The 19,464-nt window shown below is 62.9% G+C and carries 16 protein-coding genes and 1 pseudogene; 15 read left to right on the top strand and 2 right to left on the bottom strand.

What is annotated here, in order from left to right; genetic code table 11:
• From AC1VS5_RS07285 to AC1VS5_RS07325, 9 genes are all read left to right on the top strand, one after another.
• On the top strand, nucleotides 1–207 hold a 207-nt coding region (locus AC1VS5_RS07285), incomplete at its 5' end, for a hypothetical protein (protein ID WP_481218207.1).
• Between the two features lie 308 nt (nucleotides 208–515).
• Nucleotides 516–1,601: a hypothetical protein gene (locus AC1VS5_RS07290; protein ID WP_481218208.1), complete on the top strand. Its 1,086-nt coding sequence runs from the start codon at nucleotides 516–518 to the stop codon at nucleotides 1,599–1,601.
• Between the two features lie 96 nt (nucleotides 1,602–1,697).
• The gene (locus tag AC1VS5_RS07295; protein ID WP_481218209.1) at nucleotides 1,698–3,371 is read left to right on the top strand and encodes a formate--tetrahydrofolate ligase; all 1,674 of its coding nucleotides are present in this window, start codon (nucleotides 1,698–1,700) and stop codon (nucleotides 3,369–3,371) included.
• Between the two features lie 320 nt (nucleotides 3,372–3,691).
• Nucleotides 3,692–4,339, top strand: coding sequence for a cyclodeaminase/cyclohydrolase family protein (locus AC1VS5_RS07300; RefSeq protein ID WP_051008438.1), 648 nt, complete (start codon nucleotides 3,692–3,694; stop codon nucleotides 4,337–4,339).
• A 2-nt stretch (nucleotides 4,340–4,341) separates the two neighbouring features.
• Complete coding sequence (locus AC1VS5_RS07305) at nucleotides 4,342–5,196, top strand: bifunctional 5,10-methylenetetrahydrofolate dehydrogenase/5,10-methenyltetrahydrofolate cyclohydrolase (protein WP_417047258.1); 855 nt, start codon at nucleotides 4,342–4,344, stop codon at nucleotides 5,194–5,196.
• 225 nt (nucleotides 5,197–5,421) lie between these two features.
• A complete protein-coding gene (gene folE / locus AC1VS5_RS07310; protein ID WP_417057355.1) occupies nucleotides 5,422–5,988 on the top strand; it encodes a GTP cyclohydrolase I FolE in 567 nt (188 codons plus the stop codon).
• 119 nt (nucleotides 5,989–6,107) lie between these two features.
• Complete coding sequence (locus AC1VS5_RS07315) at nucleotides 6,108–6,920, top strand: formate/nitrite transporter family protein (RefSeq protein ID WP_481218210.1); 813 nt, start codon at nucleotides 6,108–6,110, stop codon at nucleotides 6,918–6,920.
• On the top strand, nucleotides 6,917–7,651 hold the full coding sequence (locus AC1VS5_RS07320; RefSeq protein ID WP_481218211.1) for a 5-formyltetrahydrofolate cyclo-ligase: 735 nt from the start codon (nucleotides 6,917–6,919) through the stop codon (nucleotides 7,649–7,651). The genes AC1VS5_RS07315 and AC1VS5_RS07320 overlap by 4 nt, the downstream gene beginning before the upstream one ends.
• A 126-nt stretch (nucleotides 7,652–7,777) precedes the next feature.
• Nucleotides 7,778–8,692, top strand: coding sequence for a LysR family transcriptional regulator (locus AC1VS5_RS07325; RefSeq protein WP_481218212.1), 915 nt, complete (start codon nucleotides 7,778–7,780; stop codon nucleotides 8,690–8,692).
• A 166-nt stretch (nucleotides 8,693–8,858) separates the two neighbouring features.
• Here AC1VS5_RS07325 and AC1VS5_RS07330 read toward each other — a convergent pair whose 3' ends face one another.
• Entirely contained in the window at nucleotides 8,859–11,978 is a 3,120-nt protein-coding gene (locus AC1VS5_RS07330) for a mechanosensitive ion channel domain-containing protein (protein ID WP_481218213.1), read from the bottom strand.
• A 9-nt stretch (nucleotides 11,979–11,987) separates the two neighbouring features.
• Nucleotides 11,988–12,854 (bottom strand): transporter substrate-binding domain-containing protein, encoded by an 867-nt coding sequence (locus AC1VS5_RS07335; protein ID WP_481218214.1) that lies wholly within the window; start codon nucleotides 12,852–12,854, stop codon nucleotides 11,988–11,990.
• 247 nt (nucleotides 12,855–13,101) lie between these two features.
• On the opposite strand from AC1VS5_RS07335, the gene AC1VS5_RS07340 reads away from it, so the two are divergent.
• From AC1VS5_RS07340 to AC1VS5_RS07365, 6 genes and pseudogenes are all read left to right on the top strand, one after another.
• Nucleotides 13,102–13,815 carry an aquaporin gene (locus AC1VS5_RS07340; RefSeq protein ID WP_481218215.1) on the top strand — a complete coding sequence of 238 codons (714 nt, stop codon included), beginning with the start codon at nucleotides 13,102–13,104 and terminating at the stop codon, nucleotides 13,813–13,815.
• A gap of 186 nt (nucleotides 13,816–14,001) precedes the next feature.
• Nucleotides 14,002–14,412 carry a hypothetical protein gene (locus tag AC1VS5_RS07345; RefSeq protein ID WP_481218216.1) on the top strand — a complete coding sequence of 137 codons (411 nt, stop codon included), beginning with the start codon at nucleotides 14,002–14,004 and terminating at the stop codon, nucleotides 14,410–14,412.
• A 178-nt stretch (nucleotides 14,413–14,590) separates the two neighbouring features.
• Nucleotides 14,591–15,967 carry a bifunctional folylpolyglutamate synthase/dihydrofolate synthase gene (locus AC1VS5_RS07350; RefSeq protein ID WP_481218217.1) on the top strand — a complete coding sequence of 459 codons (1,377 nt, stop codon included), beginning with the start codon at nucleotides 14,591–14,593 and terminating at the stop codon, nucleotides 15,965–15,967.
• A gap of 494 nt (nucleotides 15,968–16,461) precedes the next feature.
• Complete coding sequence (locus AC1VS5_RS07355; RefSeq protein ID WP_276867980.1) at nucleotides 16,462–16,893, top strand: zinc ribbon domain-containing protein; 432 nt, start codon at nucleotides 16,462–16,464, stop codon at nucleotides 16,891–16,893.
• A gap of 369 nt (nucleotides 16,894–17,262) precedes the next feature.
• Nucleotides 17,263–19,023, top strand: a complete 1,761-nt coding sequence (gene thrS, locus AC1VS5_RS07360) for a threonine--tRNA ligase (protein ID WP_481218218.1) — start codon at nucleotides 17,263–17,265, stop codon at nucleotides 19,021–19,023.
• A gap of 144 nt (nucleotides 19,024–19,167) precedes the next feature.
• Nucleotides 19,168–19,464: pseudogene (locus AC1VS5_RS07365) on the top strand (PLP-dependent transferase); the annotation flags it as partial.

Raw genomic sequence — 19,464 nt, forward strand, 5'->3', positions numbered from 1 at the left:
CTCGTCGACTTCGCTGCCGAGCGTGCTCGCATCGAGAAGGCTATCGCCAAGGCCGAGAAGGAGCTCGCTGGTGCGGAGAAGACGCTTGCCAACGAAGGCTTCATCGCCAAGGCGGCGCCCGAGGTCGTGGCAAAGAAGCGCGAGCGCGCCGAGGAGCTCAAGGCCGAGATCGGGGCGCTCACCGCACAGCTCGCCGACTTCGCGTAGCATGGTAAACGAGGGGTGGGCCATTTTGGGACGTGTTCAAAATGACCCATCTGGTGGTAAAGTCAGCCGGGCCGGGTTTATCACACTAGAAGTTGCTCGATAGAAAACGTCGCATAACACGACGGCGAGGCCCGATATGGAGCCTCGCTTGTGAGTTATGCGACGCTTTTTGTGAGGCGCGGCAACGGGGGCGGAGGTTGCTCCGTTCCCTTCTTATCTCGCAGGGCGCCGTGCCGGCGCGTGCTAGTATGGAGGAGCGGCCGAATACCGAACACGAACCACCGACGCCGCAAGCGATGGAGGCTTCCATGGCGAATCTCGAAGCGATGCGCACGTTTCAACAGCATTGGATGGGCTATTGTGCCGAGGAGCGGCGCCTTGCTCGGCTCTGCACGCAGCTACCGGTAGATATCTCGGGCTTGAGCGACAAAGGGCGAAGCCTGCCGCTGTTCGCCCATCCGGCATCTGTTTCCTATGATTATCATGCACTCGCTCGCGCCCTTGGGTCCGACGGGGCCCATCTTGGTTACCGCGTTGACGAGGGCGTCCAGTGGAACTGGTGGCTCGGCTACGAGCCCTGGGGCATCATCGCGCGCGAGCGCGCGCTGCTCGAGGAGCTCGCCGCCTGCAGCGCGGAGCTCGCCGCGGTCGCAGCAGATGTCCAGCGCGAGCTCGATACCGATGATGAGCTTGTGACGGCACGCTCCACCCTGCGGGGGTACACCACGGCGGACGCCGAGGAGCGCTCGGAGCTTGACTCCTTGCATGCGCAGCGCTCGGCGATCGTAGAGCCCTACGAGCAAGACGACGCTCGTCGCACCCCCTGGATCGCGCATCCTTGGAGGCGTTTGAGGCTCTGGCTGTTCAAGCGTTTTCGCATGAGGGACGAGCTGGATAAACTCGATAAGAAAGCTGCCGACATAAGGGCTAAGCTCGATGTACGGGAGCGCAAGATTGATGAGCTCGAGGCCGCGGTCGAGTCGCGCACCGCCGCGCTCGGGGAACCCTTCGCGCCCAGGCTCGAGGAGCTGCTCGATGCGATGGAATCAACCGAGCGCTCCCTGCTTGCTATGCTCGACGACGACCTCCGCGTGCGCGATGCGGGCTACGAGCCCGGGATGCTTCTCGAAGGGCCGTTCGCAGAGGGGCTCTCCCAGGCCCATGAGCGTGAATGGGCTCTGCTCGGGCAGTGGATGGCGGAATATGCCGCGCGCTTGCCCGAAGAGATCGTTCACGCGCGGAACATGGTGGAAAGCGAGCTCGTATGGCTCGAGGGCTATGCGCCTTACGGCAAGCGGTACTGGCCGCTTACCGACCAGGTGGTCGAGGCCATGGAGGAGGGGCGCGCCGATTCGAGCGAGGTCGCGCTCAAGCTCGTGCAGGGCTCTTCTTGACCGTTTGCGTAGTTCTGCTCTCTCGCGGGGCCTGAATCCCATACACTAGATGGGTGCTCCATTCGGGGCGCTACAGGCTTGTTGAGAGGGGACAGCATGGCAGAGTACAAGACCGATATCGAGATTGCCCAGGAAGCCGAGATGTGGCCCATCACGCGGGTCGCCGAGGCGGTCTGCCTCACCGACGAGCAGCTCGAGCATTATGGTACGTACAAGGCGAAGGTCGATATCCACGCTCTGCGCGACCTGCCCCGTAAAGCCAAGCTCGTGCTTGTGACGGCGATCAACCCCACGCCGGCGGGCGAGGGCAAGACCACGACCTCCGTTGGTTTGGCGGACGCCCTCACGCGATTGGGCAAGAAGGCGGTGTTGGCGTTGCGCGAGCCCTCGCTCGGGCCGGTCTTCGGCATCAAGGGCGGTGCGGCTGGCGGCGGCTATGCCCAGGTGGTTCCCATGGAGGATATCAACCTGCATTTCACCGGCGACTTCCATGCCATCGGTGCTGCCAACAACCTTCTTGCCGCCATGCTCGATAACCACATCCAGCAGGGTAACGCTCTCGGCATCGATCAAAAGCAGATCGTGTGGAAGCGCGCGGTCGATATGAACGATCGCCAGCTGCGCCACATCGTGGACGGTCTTGGCGGAAAGGCGCAGGGTGTTCCCCGCGAGGACGGCTTCGACATCACCGTGGCCTCTGAGGTCATGGCCGCGTTCTGCCTCGCGAGCGGCCTTATGGACCTGAAGGAGCGCCTGGGCCGCATGGTCGTGGCCTACACCTACGGCGGCGAGCCCGTCACGGCCTCCGACCTGCATGCCGAGGGCGCCATGGCGGCGCTCCTCAAGGACGCCATCAAGCCCAACCTCGTGCAAACGCTCGAGCATACGCCGGCGTTCGTGCACGGAGGCCCCTTCGCGAACATCGCCCATGGATGCAACTCGGTCCAGGCGACCGAGACCGCGCTGAAGCTGGGCGACTACGTGGTCACCGAGGCAGGCTTCGGTGCCGATCTGGGTGCCGAGAAGTTCCTCGACATCAAGTGCCGCATGGCGGGCCTCGACCCCGATGCGGTGGTGATCGTGGCCACGGTGCGCGCGCTCAAGTACAACGGAGGCGCGCCCAAGGCTGAGCTGACGAGCGAGAACCTCGAGGCACTCGAGGCGGGCATCCCCAACCTGCTCCGCCACGTCTCGAACATCCGCGACGTCTACGGTCTGCCCTGCGTGGTCGCCATCAACGCTTTCCCCACGGACACCCCGGCTGAGCTTGCCCTGGTGGAGCGCAAGTGCCAGGAGCTCGGCGTGAACGTCGCCCTCTCCGAGGTTTGGGCGAAGGGCGGCGAGGGCGGCGAGGCGCTCGCCGAGGAGGTCATGCGTCTCTGCGAGGGGCCCCACGAGTTCCGTTATTCGTACGAAACCGGCTCCTCGATCGAGGATGCCCTCGATGCCATCGCGACCAAGATCTACCATGCGGACGGCGTGGACTACACGCCTGCCGCCAAGCGCCAGCTTGCCCAGCTCAAGGCGAACGGGTTCGGTAACCTTCCTGTCTGCGTGGCGAAGACGCAATATTCCTTCACGGACGATCAGCATAAGCTCGGCGCGCCCGAGGGCTTCCGCATCACGGTGCGCAACCTTCGCGTCTCGGCGGGTGCCGGTTTCGTGGTGGCGCTCACTGGTGACATCATGACGATGCCCGGCCTGCCCAAGACGCCGGCTGCGGAGCGGATCGATGTCGATGAGAACGGCGTGATCACCGGTTTGTTCTAGTGCTTCTTCGGTCCGGAGGGTGTTTCCTTCGGGCGTGGTCCTCGGATTTCGACCGAGTCGAAATCCTGCGGAAAACGCCCTGTGGAAACACCCTCCGGGCCACGTGGGCGAGCATCGCTGCGCTTGCTCGCTATTGGACATGGTCGTCTGCTTGGAATTCTAGGGCATCCCTCTTGGTAAAGGCGGTCTGTGCGCACGGCTGCCGGCACTGAAAGATTTTTTAAGATGTCCCTGCCGGCGCGCAGGGCAGGTGCTTCTGTGGCAGGATAGACCAGTTGCTGAAGGCACTTCTGCAGCAAGATGGAGACAAGGAGGTTGCCATGCGTGACAACCGTGATACGCAACAGAAGCTGACCGAACGCTCCTGCGTCGATTTCGCCGCCGCGCTCGCCGCGAAGCAATCGGTTCCTGGTGGCGGGGGTGCGGCTGCGCTCGCCGGAGCGCTCGGCACCGCGCTCTGCTCCATGGTGGCTCACTATACCGTGGGGAAAAAGGCCTACGCCTCCGTGCAGGACGATATCGAGCGCATTCTCATTGAGGCAGAGGATGTGCGCGAGAATCTCATGGGGCTCATCAACGCCGATGCCGAGGCGTTTGAACCGCTCGCGCGCGCCTATAGCATTCCGAAGAGCGATCCGGCGCGTGCGCGTACCATAGAGCTCGCTACAAAGACGGCCTGCTCCGCTCCCATCGAGATGATGCGCCAGTGCGCACGCGCGGTGCCGCTTTTGGAGGAGCTGGCGGAGAAGGGCAGCCGTCTACTTCTCTCCGACGTGCTGTGCGGTGCGGCGCTGTGCGGCGCAGCCCTCGTGGCATCGAGTGCGAACGTCTACGTTAATACGGGCACGCTCGGCGATCGTGAATTCGCCGAGGAGCTCGAAGCCGAGGCTGACGCCCTCATCGGTGAATACGCACCGCGTGCCCAGGCGGTGGTCGACGCGATGCGCGCTCATCTGAGGAGGGGTTGATCATGGCGGAGCTATTGCGTGGCGCCCCGGTCGCTGCGTCCCTGACCGAGGAGCTTAGCTATCGCACCCGTGCGCTTCGGTCGCGCGGGATCGAGCCCACCCTCGCGATCGTTCGCGTGGGGGAGCGTTCCGACGACCTTGCTTATGAGCGGGGCGCCCTGAAGCGGGCGGAGCGCGTGGGGCTGACGGTCCAGAGGGTCCTCCTTCCCGCGGATTGCGCACAAGAGGATCTTATCGCGGCGATCGAGCGCGTAAATGCCGATGCCTCCGTCCATGGATGCCTCATGTTCAGCCCTCTTCCCCCTCATCTCGATGAGGCGGCGGCTCGGGCCACGCTCAATGCTTCCAAGGATGTTGATGGCATAACACCGGGATCGCTCTTCGGTCTCTACGCGCGCGAAGCGGTCGGCTTCGCGCCCTGCACCGCCGAGGCGGTGGTCGAGCTGCTCGATCGCTCCTGCGTCGCGCTCGAGGGTTCGCGCGTCTGCGTGGTCGGTCGTTCGCTCGTGATCGGCAGGCCGGTGTCGCTTATGCTGCAGGACCGTAACGCGACCGTGACCATGTGCCACACGCGCACGCGTAATCTTGCGGAGGAGTGCCGCCGTGCCGATGTGCTCGTGGTTGCGGCGGGACATGCGGGCACGATTGGCGCGGACTGTGTCTCCTCGGGTCAGGTCGTGGTCGATGTGGGCATCAATTGGGATGACGAGGCGGGAAGACTCGTGGGCGATGTGGCCTTCGAGGAGGTCGAGCCGTTGGTGCGAGCGATAACCCCGGTTCCGGGCGGAGTGGGCGCGGTCACGACGGCCGTGCTCGCCAAGCACGTGGTCGAGGCCGCGGAACGTGCATCAGCTTGATGGCTTTTGCGCAGCTGCGCAGATTCCAGCCGCCGCGTGCTGCCTCAGCCTGCTTGTCGCATGCTTCGGGGTGTTGTCGTGCGGAATGGTCCGCGAAGCACTCGATGTGCCCGGTATCTGGTACCATGCTTCGGCAGATTGGGCATGAACAGCCATATCCGGCACAGGTGTTGCCGGGGTTCGTTGAATGGCGCCCGCGGGTTCGGGCGCACGAGAGGGGCGGCGATGGCGGTCGATAAGGCGCGCGCGGAGGCAGCGATTCGCGAATTCTTGATTGCGGTGGGCGAGGACCCGGACCGTCCAGGTCTTTTGGAGACGCCCGACCGTGTGGCCCGTGCGGCACAGGAGGTGCTCGGGGGGTACGACGAGGACCCTTCGCTGCATCTTCGCAAGCAATTCCATGAGAACGATAACGAAGAGATGGTCATCGTGCGCGACATTCCCTTCTCGTCGCTTTGCGAGCACCATATCTTGCCGTTTACCGGCAAGGCGCATGTGGCCTATATTCCACATGAAGGGCGCATCACCGGGCTCTCGAAGATCGCCCGCTGCGTGAATGGCTATGCGCGCCGCTTGCAGCTGCAGGAGCGACTCACGGCCCAGATCGCGGACGCGATGATGGCAGAGCTCAGGCCGCGCGGCGTTCTCGTGGTGCTCGAGGCGGAGCACATGTGCATGACCATGCGCGGCGTGCGCGCAGCCGGCGCGCTCACCACGACCTCTGCCGTGCGGGGTTCGTTCCGCTCCGATATCCGTACGCGCGAGGAGGCGCTTCGTCTCCTTGGCCTGTAGGCATGTTGGGTGCGGTATGAGACAGTTGTGCCGGGTTAATCTGTCTCATGAGACAGATTAACCCGGCACAACTGTCTCATCTGCCAGCTCACCCTTGACTTCTGTATGAAAGGTTTTCCATGGCATCAGATACTCCTACGATGCGGCCGCTGCTTACTCCTGCTGAGATAGAGGCCAAGGCCGAGGAAGCGGGAGAGGCCAAGGCATCGCTTCCCGCTTTGCGCCTCCTGGTTCTCGCCATCCTTGCCGGAGCGTTCATCGCGTTCGGTGGGTCCTTCATGCTCCTGGTTCGCTCCGATGCGAGCCTTGGCTTTGCCGCCTCGCAGCTGCTTGGCGGTCTTGTATTCACGCTCGGGCTCTTTCTCGTGCTCGTTGCGGGCGCCGAGCTCTTTACCGGCAACTGCCTCATGGTGGCAGGTGCGCTTTCCGGACGCTACGCCTGGACGAGCGTGCTGCGCAACTGGGTGATCGTCTACGTGGGGAATGCAATCGGTGCCGTTTGCATCGCCGTGATGTTCTGGGCGGCGGGTATCTTTGCTTCGAATCACGGTGCGGTGGGGGAGATTGCCCTTTTGGTGGCGCTCACCAAGGCGGGGCTTGCCCCGGGCGTGGCGTTCGTGCGCGGTATCCTCTGCAACGTTCTTGTGTGCTTGGCCGTCTGGATGGGGTTCGCCGGGCAGAGCGTCTGCGACAAACTGGCTGCGGCGATCTTGCCGGTCGTCGCTTTCGTCGTGCTCGGCTTTGAACACAGCATCGCTAACCTGTTCTTCCTTCCGCTCGGTCTGCTCGCCCAATATGCGGGCGTCGCGGGGGCGGGTGCGCTCACGCTCACGGGCGCGGGCTCGAACCTGCTTTTCGTGACGGCTGGCAACATCGTGGGCGGTGCTCTCGTCGGCGCGGCATATTGGTTTGCCTACAAGCGGCAGCGATGAGGCTGGAGGAAGCTTTCGGCGTGGTTGGCGATAGCGTCGCTGCCGAAAGCCCTGTAGACAACGGGGCGCCTGATGCCGCGGCCGCGGGCGTTGGTGCCAGAGGAGCCTGCTGCCCGGAAGGAGCCTGCCAGCCGCGCAAGCGTGCCCTGCGCAAGCTCCTGCTTCGCGAGCGTGCGGAGCAAACGCCAGACGAGCGGGCATCTATCGACACCCTCATCGCGCATCGCGTCGTTGCCGCACCGGCATTCGTGCAATCGGAGACTGTGCTCATCTACCTGTCCTTCGCGTCGGAAGTCGAGACGCGTAGCATCATCCGCGCTGCTTGGGAGTTGGGGAAGGCCGTGGCGCTCCCGCGTGTCTGCGCTGCGCGCAGCCTGCGGTGGTATCGCGTCGACAGCCTTGACAGCCTTAGCGTGAGCTCGTTCGGCATCAAGGAGCCCCCTCCCCATGAGAATCGGGAGGTCGTCCCCGGCTCGGCTCCGGGGCATGTCGCCATCGTTCCTGGACTCGCGTTCGACTGCCAGGGGTTTCGCTTGGGCTACGGCGGAGGCTTCTACGACGTGTTTCTTGCTGGTTTCCCGGGCGTCTCCATCGGGTTGTGCCGTGAGCGACAACTCTGCGCGAGCCTGGACGATCTAGGGGTGATCGATCCCCACGATCGACGCGTCGACTTCGTGGTTACCGAGCAGCGTATGGTTAGCAGCGCCTCGCCAACTTCAATTGTTGGTTGACGCCCTCTCGACATGCGTTGCCGCGCTGGTGCCATTTGTACAATGGAGAGCGTACATGACGCGATGACGGTATCATGCCGCTCGCAGACCGTTGTTTTGCAATGGGCAGCATTGTGGGGTGCTGGTGTGAATATTCAACAACTTCGATATTTCTGCTCCGTTATGAACGCCGGCAGCTTTTCGGGGGCTGCTCGCGAGGCGAACGTGACGGTCCAGGCGGTCTCCAAGGCGATCGGTGAGCTGGAGGCCGAGCTGGGGGAGCCTCTGTTCGTGCGACGAAGCAAGGGTGCCGTTCCCACCGCTTTCGGCCTTGAGCTGAGCCGGTACGCCCAGCAGGCCCTCGAGGCCTTCGATAAGGTCGGCGATATGTTCGAGGCACGCCGGACGGATGCCGTGAAGGCGGACGATACCTTTCGCGTCTTGCTCGCAGTGCCGTTCTTCAGCAACCATCGTATCGTCTGCGCGGGGTTGGAGCGCTTCCTTTCCAAGCAGCTGGGTACGAAGGTGGGCTTTGGGCTTTGCATGGGCTACGAGGCGGTCCCACAGCTGCTTTCCGGCGACCTTGACGCGCTGATTACCATCGGGGAGTATTCCAATCCGCTCTGCGACAGCGTTCGTGTGGGCACGCTGCCGGTAGGCGTCTTCCTCTCGAGCAAGCACCCGCTCCGCCAGAAAAAGCTCGTCACCATGAGCGACCTCGCGCCGTATCCCGTCTGCCATGCCGAAGGTCTCGACGATTTCAACGAGACGATCTTGAACCTGTACCTTCGCTGCGGGCTCGCGTCGAAGGTGGTCCCCATCCGCACGCAGGATGAGGTCAAGCATTTCGTGATGGAAGAGCATGGCTACACCATGGGAGTGGGGATTCCCGCCTTCTCCATCTCTCCATCGTGGTCGATGCTGCGCTTCGTGCCCGAGGACGACATTCCCGTGTCGGTCTGCGCCGTGAGCGCAAAGGACCATAAATCCGAGCAGTACCTCGCCTTCGAGCACTTCATGCTCAAGGGCTTCCCGCGCGTGCTCTCGCTTCTTGGCGCATAGCGCACATGCGCCACGCCCCGGCATCGCTTGCCATAGCTTGGAAGTGCTTGCCGCCACTCGGACGTTTCGAACGCTTCGGCATCTCAACAATAGACCTCAACGCCATAGCTATGAAAAACGGGCCGCCTCCACCGATTGCGATGGAGGCGGCCCGTTGGATGGGGGGCTAGGCTTCTGGGCGCGCGTCGGGGTCCTTGTCCTTCTTGGCCCGCTTCTCATCGTACTTGCCGATGGAGGCGTCTTGGCTCTCAACGAAGCTGTCGGCTCCCTCGAGCTCATCGGCCTCGCCCTCGCTCAGAGGCGAGTGGTCGTCTTCATCGTGCTCGAATTGGAGCTGGTAGGGTGCGATATCGTGCCGCGTGAGCAGAAGGCGCATCTCCCGCTTGAGGTTCCGCTCGAGTGCGGAGCGGTTCTTCTCCGAGCAGCGCGCGATCACGCGGATGGTCATCGTGCTCGTGGAGAGTGCGACGATGCCGCGGTAGAACGGGCCGTCCAAGATCATGGGCTGGCGCTCGGCGATGCGCGGAAGCGCCTCTTTGAGCACGTTCTCGAGGTGCGGAAGGTCTTCGCCTACGGAGACCTCGACGTCGATGGTGGCGAAGGAATCGAGCTTGGTGCGGTTCACCACGTTCGAGATCGCGCTGTTCCTCAGTACGATAACGTTGTCGTTGCCGTCGTTGATCTTGGTCGTGCGAATGCCGATCTCCATGACGGTTCCGGTGTTGGTACCCACGGAGATGGTGTCGCCCACGCGGAACTCGCCCTCGAAGATGATGAAGAGGCCCGAGAGCAGGTCGGTGACGAGGTCCTTCGCACCGAAGCTGATGGCCAGGGTGAGGAGTCCCGCGCTTGCAAGAAGCGTGCCTGTGTCCACGCCCACCGTCGCCAAGCACCAATATAGCGTTCCCAGGATTGCGCCGTATTTGGAGAGGCTCACGAGCAGGCGGCATACGGTCTCGCCGCGCGCCGAGAGGGCATCGGAGAGCAGGTGCAGCACCTTCTGCGCCACCCACGACAGGGTGAAGATCACGCATGCGGTCATAACGCTTGCCGTGAGCGCGAAGATGTTGAGACCGCGTTCCCAGCCCCCGCCGAGGATGTATCCGAAGACGGAGTTCGTCCCGAAGATCTGGTCCTTGAACAGTACCGAGAAGAAGACGGCGACCACGCCCACGCCAACGAAGAGGCGCAAGACATAGCCGAGCTTCTGCTCGGGTGTCATGTGGCTCCAATCGAGGGAGTGGTTGAGCCAACGGCTCGCGGCAGACTCCGTCCTCGTCCGACGACCCGAGGGCGTGTCGATTTCGAAGACGCGGTCCGCGCTGGGGTCTTCCGTCATGGAGCGGAGAGGGGCGGGCATGTGCTCGGGCTCAAAGGCGATCAGGCAGAAGACGACGGCAAGGCAGGCGAGCGCGATGAGCCCGGTGGCGAGGGTGAGCGGGAGGCGTTGGGCCATGAGCTCGCCTTCGGGGCCCGCAACGTATACGAAGTAATCGGGTGTCTCGACCGAGGAGGCGTAGAACGTCTCGCCACTGATCGTGATGTAGTCGTCGTAGCCTCCGCGGATCTGGCTCTCCTTGAGCCCGACCTCAGTGGCCTGCTTGCCTTGAATCGAAGCGTCGGGATAGTAGGAGATGGTGCCATCGGCTTTGCTCACCGCGAACGCGAAGCCGCCGGAGCCCGCCTTCACGCCGTCGAGCACGTGATCGATCTGCACGCTTCTGAGCAGCTCCTCGAGCCTTCCGGCATGAACCATGACCTGTACGAATCCGTTGGTATAGCCCGCATCGTCGTAGGTTGCCACGCCGATGTATTGAACGAGCTCCCCGGTCATCTCGTCTTCTGTGGGCTCCTGGACGTAGCTGTCTACGCCCTGCAGGAGCTGCCAGAAGGCGAAGGACTGGTCGGTCTCGTCGGTTGAGAGCGTGAAGTGCTCGTACGGAGCGTTCGAAACCACCATGGACCCGCTTCCGTCGAACAGGTACACGCCAGACACCTGGAGCACGTCGGCAAGTTCCTGCATCTTGGGTTTCGTCGCGAGGGCGGGGTTCGCCTCGAGGATATAGGCTGCCACGCGCGCCTTGGATAGGTAGCGCTCGTCATACTGCACGGTAAGCTCGTCGGCGCGATCGTTTACTCGGTCGATGGTCTCGGCGATCGACGAAGCGCGCTCCTTGTTAACGACCGACTGCGTGGAGAGGGCGAAGAGCGTCTGCATGTAGAAGGAGACGACGACGATGGCGATGAAGCCGACGAGCGTGAAGATCGCTGCGCGCTTGCCGACTTCGCGATTGTAGCGAAGGCGGCCAACGCGAACGAGATGATCGTTCTCATGGCCGTCGCGTTCCCCCTGGCGCATGACGAAGATGCCGTAGAGCGTGACGGTCGCGATGACGGCAAAGAACACGAAGAGGATGACGGCTACGGTCACCATGCGCGATGCGGCCATGTCGCTTTCGGGCACGGCGCAAACATAGTAGGTGTCGCCGATGAGGCTCACGCGGCAGTAGAGTTCTTCTCCGTCCAAGGTGAGCTGCGCTACGGCGCCGTCCTCGAGCTTGGCTACATCGATGCCCGCGTCGAGCGCGTCTCGACCGACAAGGTCGGCATCGGGATGGTATTCGATGAGGTAGGTTTGCGCCGAGAGCGCGAACACATAGCCGTTTTGCCCTACGGAGATGTTGCGGAGCACGCTTTCCGTGGAGCTCGTCTCGGCATCGAGGAGGCGCAGCTCCTCGGGGTTCTGCTCGATGACGACCATCGTGCCGGCGTCGAGGCGCGCTGCGTAGTACCGGCACAGCCAGTCCTCGCCGGGAAGCTCGATTTCGACGGCGCGCGACGGCTCGCCCGTGGCAAGGCATTCGCGCAGATAGTTGAAGCGCGCATACGAGAAGTTCGCCTTCGTTTCGGCTGCCTTTGCCACGATGGTGCCGTCCGACTTGACGACGAGCACGTTATCGACGTCCAAGAGCTGGCGGTACTCGGCCATCTTGGCATCCGTTGCCTCGAACCCGGCGTCGTTTGCTGCCATGAAGGCGACGCTCATCGCCTTCGACTGATAGATGGCATCGAAGGTCTCCTTGTTCTGCGAGGCCTCCTCTTCTGCGCTGGCGAGGAGCTCCTTGAGCTCGCTTGCCTCTTCCTCCATCTCGGTGTCGTAGCTTGAGCGGGAGAGGCTCTCTTGCATGCCGGAGAGCAGGACGCCCATGACGACCATGCTTAAGGCTACGATCGCGAGAAGGAGCGCGATCTTCACATTCGTTTTGCGGAACAGCGTGCGGGGCATCTTCATCTCCTAGTCCCACTTGTCTACGAGCGCGGCGATCGTGCCATCGTCGAGCATGTCCTGCAGGGTGGCCGATACCGAGTCGCTCAGGTCCGAGCCCTTCTGCGTCGCGATACCGTATGATTGCTCGGCGACCTCGAAGCCCTCGATGATGGTGCGCTTGTCGTCCATATAGGTATGCGCGATAGCTCCGTCGAGCACCATGGCATCGACCGTGCCCACTTCGAGCGCGTCCGAGAGCTCTTCGTAACTCGGGAACTGCAGCAGGTGCCAGGTATCAAAGGAGACATCGGAGTTGTCGTCGTTCGCCTGTTCCACCACGCCGGATGAGAATCCGATGTCGTAGAGCTTCTGGCTCAGGAGCGGGGCGGCGTTCGATCCAGACATGGTGCCGAAGGTGAGGCCGGCCATGTCGCCGATCGAGGTGATCATCGACGAGTTCTGGACGACGGCGATGACGGCATCCTCGTAATAAGCGGGGGAGAAGTCGAAGTTCTCGAGCCGGGTCTCGGCGATGGAATAGCAGGCGGCCACAAGGTCGATGGTTCCCGCGAGAAGCATTTCTTTCCGGTCGTCGGGCGTGACGGTGACGAACTCCACATCGTCTATGCCCATGCGCTCTGCGAGATCGTTCACGATATCGATCTCGAGCCCGTAGTAGTTATCGGTCGTCTCGTTGAGATACCCGAAGCCGATGACGTCGGCTCGGACGCCGGCTCGAAGCGTGCCGTTTGCCGTAGATGTGCTGGCTGCGCGCGGGCTGCCGGATCCCGTGCTGCCCGATGCGGGAGCACCCTGGCCGGTGCATCCGCCCAGCGCGGCGATCGGAAGCGCGGAGAGCGCGAGGGCGCAAAGGGTTCTGCGCGATACGTTCACGTCTCACCTCGTTATGGTCGAAGTTCCCTGGATGGTCTTGCCGGGTATCCCGGCACACATGCCCTCACTATACGTGAGCTCGCGCGTGGCTCGTATGCGCCGCGCGTGGTTCAACTTCAAATTGAAGTCCCTGGTTTTCGTTGCGGTCCAACGGGGCTTCCTTTAGATTGTCCTGGTTTGCCGCGGACGGATTCGCGGCCGCACCCGGACTCGCTGGGGGTTCGGGGCGAGGGAATAGGAGGAAGCATTGGATTCCATCAAGAAGTACGTTGCCGAAGCGATCGGTACCTTCACGCTCACGTTGTTCGGGTGCGGCAGCGCCGCCATTGCCGGCGCCACCCTGGGCACGCTCGGTATCGCGTTCGCTTTCGGCCTTTCGATCGTGGCCATGGCATTCGCCATCGGCAACGTGTCGGGCTGTCACATCAACCCTGCTGTGACCTTCGGTCTCTATGCCGATAAGCGCATCTCCTTGAAGGACCTTTTCGGGTATTGGATTGGTCAGTTCGCTGGCGGCATCGTGGCCGCTTTCGTTCTCATGCTGATTATCAATAGCTGCGACGCGCTCGGCGGCGTCGCCGCGACGGGGCTTGGCACCAACGGTTTCGGCGAGGCATCGACCGCGGGCATCAGCATGGTCGGCGCGTTTGCGGTCGAGGTGATTCTTACCGCCGTTTTCGTGCTCACCATCTTGGGCGTTACGGCGAACGAGAAGACCTCTAGCTTCGCCGGCATCGTGATCGGCCTCACCCTCACGTTCGTGCACATCATGGGTATCCCGCTGACGGGCACCTCGGTGAATCCGGCTCGTAGCTTCGGTCCCGCCCTTGCCATGGCGGTGCAGGGCAATACGCTGGCGCTCGAGCAGGTGTGGGTCTTCATCTTCGCTCCCCTCGTCGGCGCGGGCATCGCGGCGGCAATCTTCGCTCTGTTCAAGGGGTATTATTCGACGCAGGAGTAAACTACCTGCATGGTGCATGTCGGGGATGGGTTCGAGTTGTCGCTCGCCGTCCCGGGCCGCGCCCTTCGCGCACATGCGGCTTGCGCCGATATGCTCGCTCCCGTACCGCCCTCGCGCTTGCGGGGGCATTCGCGTTCAACGGCTGCGCTCTTGAGCAGCCCTCAACTCTCAGAAAGGATGTTTGAGATGTCTGGTAACTGCAAAATCGTCAAAGGCCTGAGCCTGCTTGGAATCGTGTACGGTATCGTGCAGATCGTCGTGGGAGCCATCTGCTTCCTCGGGGCCGCGGACGTGGCCGGCATGGTGGGGATCGACGATCCGGTCATTACCGCCCGGGTGCTTGGCGTCGTGCTCGCTGTCTCGGGCGTGTTCCTCATCGTGACCGGCTTTGTGGGTGCCCGCGGCGCCAACCGTCCCTCAAAGCTCATGCCCTTCATCGTGCTGGCCACGATCTTCACCTTTGTGAATCTCTTCGGTCTTGCGATGATCATCACCGGTGGTTCTGGTGCCGTCTGGCCCAACCTGCTTCAGGCGGCTGTGGGCCTCTCTGCCGTGCTCGCCGCGTCCCGTGCCCAGAAGGAGGCTATGGAGCGCTAGCCAGCCATCGAAAGCGCTTTTTTAGCCGGCGGTTGTATGTCCTCTTTCATGCTTCCTTGCGGAAAGTTGGACATAACCGCCGGTTTTCTTATACCTCGGCGATCGGGCTGCGCTACCATCTTTCACGCCGATGCCGTACGATGGCGCGGTTGTCCTCAAGATCAAAGGAACCATGCTCATGCCCCTTCACCATACTGAACCCTACCGCATCCCCTTCGATGTTCCCGAGCTCGCGTTCGACGAGGCGGTGCTCCTCGCTGCCGATACCGGGACCATTCCCGGGGATGCAGGTCCCCTTCTCGAGACCGTTGTCGATATGCTCGATGAACTTGGGCGCCCCGATCAGGCCTTTGATGTGCTTCAGGTGGCGGGCACCAACGGGAAGAGCTCGACCGTGCGCTTCACCGAGGCGATCTTGCGTGGCGAGGGGTGCCGGACAGCGCTCTACACCTCGCCGCACCTTGTTCGCTATCCGGAGCGGATGGAGATTTGCGGCCGCGTGGTTGCCGACGACGTGTTCGCTCACGGCGTCTCCGCAGCGGCCGAGGCGGGTCGCAGGGTGAACGCCCGTCGTGTGAAAGAAGGGCAGCAGCGCTATACCATCACGCCGTTCGACCTGCTCACCGTAGCCGCGCTCGTGGCGTTTGCCGAGGCGGGCGTCGAGGTGGCAGTCCTCGAGGTCGGCCTCGGTGGCCGATGGGATGCAACGAGCGCCACGAACCCGGTGGGCGTTGCGGTGACGGGAATCGGTCTCGACCATATGCGCATCTTGGGTAACACGCTCGCGGAGATTGCTCCAGAAAAGGCTGCCGTGATCAAGCCGGGCCGCTTCGCGGTGCTCGGGGAGGGAACGCACGAGCCGGAGGTGCAGCAGGTGATGGATGAGCGCTGTGCCGCCTGCGGGGTGACGCCCGTGGTTGTCCGCCACGAGGTTATTTCGCTTCCGCGCTTCATGGGCGACGATCTGGCGGTGCGCTGTCCCGCCCCGCGCGCGGCCTATACGGTGCGCCTCCCTAAGCCCGCTTACCAAGCGCAGAACGTTGCCTGCGCCGTTGATATGGCCGAGGAGTATCTCGGGCGACCCCTCGACGAAGCGTTGCTCAATGCGAGCCTGGCCGCGTGCCCCACGCCCGGTCGCTTCGACGTGCTCGCGCGCAACCCGCTTCTCATGATCGACGCCTGCCACAATCCGCAGTCGTGCGACGCGTTCGTGGGGTCGGTGGGGGAGATCGCGCCCGAGCGCAGCGCCAGGCCGGCGCTCCTCATCGCCGCGCTCACCGACAAGGACGCCGCCGGCATCGTGCAGTCGCTCGTGCCTGCGTTCCCGCGCATCGCGGTGACGCAGACCGATTCGTCTCGAGCGCTTCCCGCCTGCGATCTGGCAACCTTGGTGCGGGCGGAGCTCGACCGGGAGGGGCGGCCCGCCACGGACCTCGTTGCCGTCTACCCGTGCGTTCCCGAGGCACTCGGCGCGCTCGAGCGTGCGGGCGAGGCGGTCGTTGCGGCGGGAACCATCACGCTTGCAGGCGAGGTGGCCGCATTCGTCGCTAAATGATCGCGCTTGCCCGCCCGCGCTATTCCTCAAGCTTATGGAAGTGCGGTTCTCCATGTTCGAACGTGCAGAAGCTCTCGTATCCGAGTGCTGCGACGCGCCGCTGAATGCGTCGGATGTAGGCGCCTAGATGCTCTGGTGCATCTTCGTGCCTTTTGTAGGTCCGTCCGATACGCGTGTGGGCGCCGCAAGGGTGCCTGCTCGCCGCACCAGGGCTGCTTGCTCGCCGTGCGGCCCCTCTGCGCTGCCTGCGGGGTATCGAGTCAGCGGCGCTGTCCATCCGGGCCTGCATCGCAAGGCCGCCGGGCTCGCTGTGCGGCCCGCCTGCGCGCTCGCGCTCATTGTGCGCCACCCGAAGTGCTTCGTCTAGACCTTCTGCCACGTCGTTGCTGTGTCTTTTTTGGAAGATTTGCCATGACGGTATACAATGTTTGACGATTTTGCCTGAATACCCGGTTTATTTTGCTCGGGTTCTCGACTGAAAGGTTCGATCGCGTATGATGCAGTACATCCAAGAGCTCATGTCGCCGCAGGTGATGTTCGTCATCTACCTCTTCATCGCATTCATCATCGCGCTGTATGTCCTCTCGGTGGTATACGTGTTCATCGATGCGCGCCGCCGCGGGTCCGAGTACTTCTGGGCATGGGGCCTGCTTGCCCTTCTGCCCTTTGTGGGCCTTATCGCATACAACGTCCTGAGGCCGAACGCCTACCTCGCTGACCGCGAGGAGCAGGAGCTCGACATGGCTCTGCGCGAGCGCCAGCTTGCCCAGTACGGCACCTGCCCGCATTGCGGCGGCCCCATCGAGAAGGACTTCGTGGTGTGCCCGGTCTGCAACACCCAGGTGCGCAACGTCTGCCCGAGCTGCCACAGGCCGCTCGACGCGCACTGGAAGGTCTGCCCGTACTGCCGCACGCATATTCAGTAGCAAGATGGGTGCCAGGTGCAAGTTCGTCGGAATGGCGGCTTCGCACCTGGCTCTTTTTGTAGCCGCGTTTGTTAGCAAGTGTTTGCCGACACCGTGTTGCGAGCAATTCTGTATGGGCAACGCAGCCCGATTGTGGTAAACCTGTTACCAGACCGCGGAAGAAGGGGCCGAGCGCGTAATGCATCGCATGCTTGGACATAGCTATCGAACGCAGACTATCTAGGCGTCTGTCCATCCCATGGCCGGCAGGCCACGGACAGGCGCCGCATATTGCTCGCAGCCGCCTTCGGGTCGGTGCGAGCGTTTTTGTATTCACGCGAGTAGCCCGCCTGATATGGTTGCTACGTAACGCAAAGGAAGAGGTTTCCTATGAAGGTTCTCTATAACGACGGTCACGTGGATGAGTGCCCGGCAGACGAGGTCACGCACGTCGTGCGCCACAGCGCCGCGCATATCATGGCGCAGGCCATCAAACGCTTGTACCCCGAAGCCGACTTCGCCTATGGTCCCGCTACCGAGGGCGGTTTCTACTACGATGTCGATCTGGGCGACAAGACCCTTTCCGAGGACGATCTGCCCGCCATCGAGGACGAGATGCGTCGCATCGTGAAGGAGAATCTGAAGTTCTCCGTGTTCGAGCTGCCGCGCGAAGAAGCCATCGCCCTCATGGAGGAGCGGGGCGAGAAGTACAAGGTCGAGCACATCGGCGATCTGCCTGAAGACGTCCGCATCACCTTCTACCAGCAGGGTGACTACATCGACATGTGCGTGGGCCCGCACCTTACCTACACCAAGGGGCTCAAGGCCTTCAAGCTTACGGGCGTATCGGGTGCTTACTGGAAGGCCGATAGCTCGAACAAGATGCTCACCCGTGTGAACGGCACCGCGTTCGCCACGAAGGACGAGCTCGTGCAGCATCTCAAGATGCTCGAGGAGGCCAAGCGCCGCGACCACCGCAAGATCGGCCGCGAGATGGACCTCTTCATGATGCGCGATGAGGCCCCCGGCTTCCCGTTCTTCCTGCCCAACGGCATGATCCTCAAGAACGAGCTCTTGAACTACTGGCGCGAGATCCACCGCAAGGCCGGTTACGTTGAGATTTCTACGCCGCAGATCATGAGCAAGCATCTGTGGGAGACCTCGGGCCACTGGGACCACTACAAGGACAACATGTACTCCACCATCATCGATGACGAGGAGTACTGCATCAAGCCCATGAACTGCCCGGGTGGCGTGCTCGTGTACAAGAGCCGTCCGCATAGCTATCGCGAGCTGCCCATTCGCGCCGGCGAGATCGGCCTCGTGCACCGTCACGAGATGAGGGGCGCGCTGCACGGCCTCTTCCGCGTGCGCTGCTTCAACCAGGACGACGCACACCTGTTTGTGACGCCGGAGCAGCTCACTGACGAGATCGTGGGCGTGGTGAACCTCATCGACTCCGTGTACCAGAAGTTCGGCTTCACCTATCACCTCGAGCTTTCCACCCGTCCCGAGGATTCCATGGGCTCCGACGAGGACTGGGAGCGCGCCGAGGCTGGCCTCAAGGAGGCACTCGAGCGCCTGGGCAAGGACTACGTGATCAACGAGGGCGACGGCGCCTTCTACGGTCCCAAGATCGACTTCCACCTGGAGGACTGCCTGGGCCGTACCTGGCAGTGCGGCACCGTGCAGCTCGACTTCCAGATGCCGCAGAACTTCGATTTGGAGTACGTGGACGCCGACGGTTCCAAGAAGCGTCCCATCATGCTGCACCGCGTGTGCTTCGGCTCCATCGAGCGCTTCATCGGCATCCTCATCGAGCACTTCGAGGGCAAGTTCCCCACGTGGCTCGCGCCCTGCCAGGTCAAGGTCCTGCCCGTGTCCGAGAAGAGCCGCGACTACGCGCGCGGCGTGACCGAGCAGCTTGAGGCGGCTGGCATCCGTGCGGTGCTCGATGAGCGCGACGAGAAGATCGGCTACAAGATTCGCGAGGCGCGCAACATCGACCGTCCGCCGTACATGCTCATCATCGGCGAGCAAGAGGTCGAGGCCGGTAACATCTCGGTGCGCGATCGCTCCAACGAGACGCATGCCGAAGAGCTCGCGGCTTTCATCGAGCGCGTGCGCGCGGAGATCGACGAGCGTCGCTAGGCGGAGCGTCGGCAGAGGGGTTTACTTCGGTCGAAGCGGGTTGCAACGATTTGTTGCAACCCGCTTTTTCCATTGAGCTTTTACCGAGATGGGTGGGCCGATATCGGTATACTGTTGAAGGTTAGTTGCCAGCGAGGGGGTTCCGTGAATAGTAGAGCAGCATATTCCCAGGTTGCCGCCACTTATGCGCAAGCTGCAGGTGCGCGTGCCACCTGGCTGGTGCGTGCTCGCAACGCCTTCGAGGTCATTGCCAAGATGGGCATGGTCGGCGTACACGATCGCCTTGTGGTCTATGGCGACACGGTGCTGGACCGCTGCCTGGACGTCCATCCGTGGCAGAACGTTTCGGTTGTAGACGAGCTCACCTGCGCTGCCTTCGTGCAGGCGGGCGCCATGTCGCACGCCGAGGAAGCGGAGCGCGCGCGGCTCGTGCCTGAGGGC

The sequence above is a fragment of the Enorma sp. genome, from assembly GCF_982429025.1.

What these genes read in the sequence shown, in the direction of transcription:
- AC1VS5_RS07290 (WP_481218208.1), top strand. Translation starts at nt 516, where the DNA reads ATGGCGAATCTCGAAGCGATGCGCACGTTTCAACAGCATTGGATGGGC.
- AC1VS5_RS07295 (WP_481218209.1), top strand. Translation starts at nt 1,698, where the DNA reads ATGGCAGAGTACAAGACCGATATCGAGATTGCCCAGGAAGCCGAGATG.
- AC1VS5_RS07300 (WP_051008438.1), top strand. Translation starts at nt 3,692, where the DNA reads ATGCGTGACAACCGTGATACGCAACAGAAGCTGACCGAACGCTCCTGC.
- AC1VS5_RS07305 (WP_417047258.1), top strand. Translation starts at nt 4,342, where the DNA reads ATGGCGGAGCTATTGCGTGGCGCCCCGGTCGCTGCGTCCCTGACCGAG.
- folE (WP_417057355.1), top strand. Translation starts at nt 5,422, where the DNA reads ATGGCGGTCGATAAGGCGCGCGCGGAGGCAGCGATTCGCGAATTCTTG.
- AC1VS5_RS07315 (WP_481218210.1), top strand. Translation starts at nt 6,108, where the DNA reads ATGGCATCAGATACTCCTACGATGCGGCCGCTGCTTACTCCTGCTGAG.
- AC1VS5_RS07320 (WP_481218211.1), top strand. Translation starts at nt 6,917, where the DNA reads ATGAGGCTGGAGGAAGCTTTCGGCGTGGTTGGCGATAGCGTCGCTGCC.
- AC1VS5_RS07330 (WP_481218213.1), bottom strand. Translation starts at nt 11,978, where the DNA reads ATGCCCCGCACGCTGTTCCGCAAAACGAATGTGAAGATCGCGCTCCTT.
- AC1VS5_RS07345 (WP_481218216.1), top strand. Translation starts at nt 14,002, where the DNA reads ATGTCTGGTAACTGCAAAATCGTCAAAGGCCTGAGCCTGCTTGGAATC.
- AC1VS5_RS07350 (WP_481218217.1), top strand. Translation starts at nt 14,591, where the DNA reads ATGCCCCTTCACCATACTGAACCCTACCGCATCCCCTTCGATGTTCCC.
- AC1VS5_RS07355 (WP_276867980.1), top strand. Translation starts at nt 16,462, where the DNA reads ATGATGCAGTACATCCAAGAGCTCATGTCGCCGCAGGTGATGTTCGTC.
- thrS (WP_481218218.1), top strand. Translation starts at nt 17,263, where the DNA reads ATGAAGGTTCTCTATAACGACGGTCACGTGGATGAGTGCCCGGCAGAC.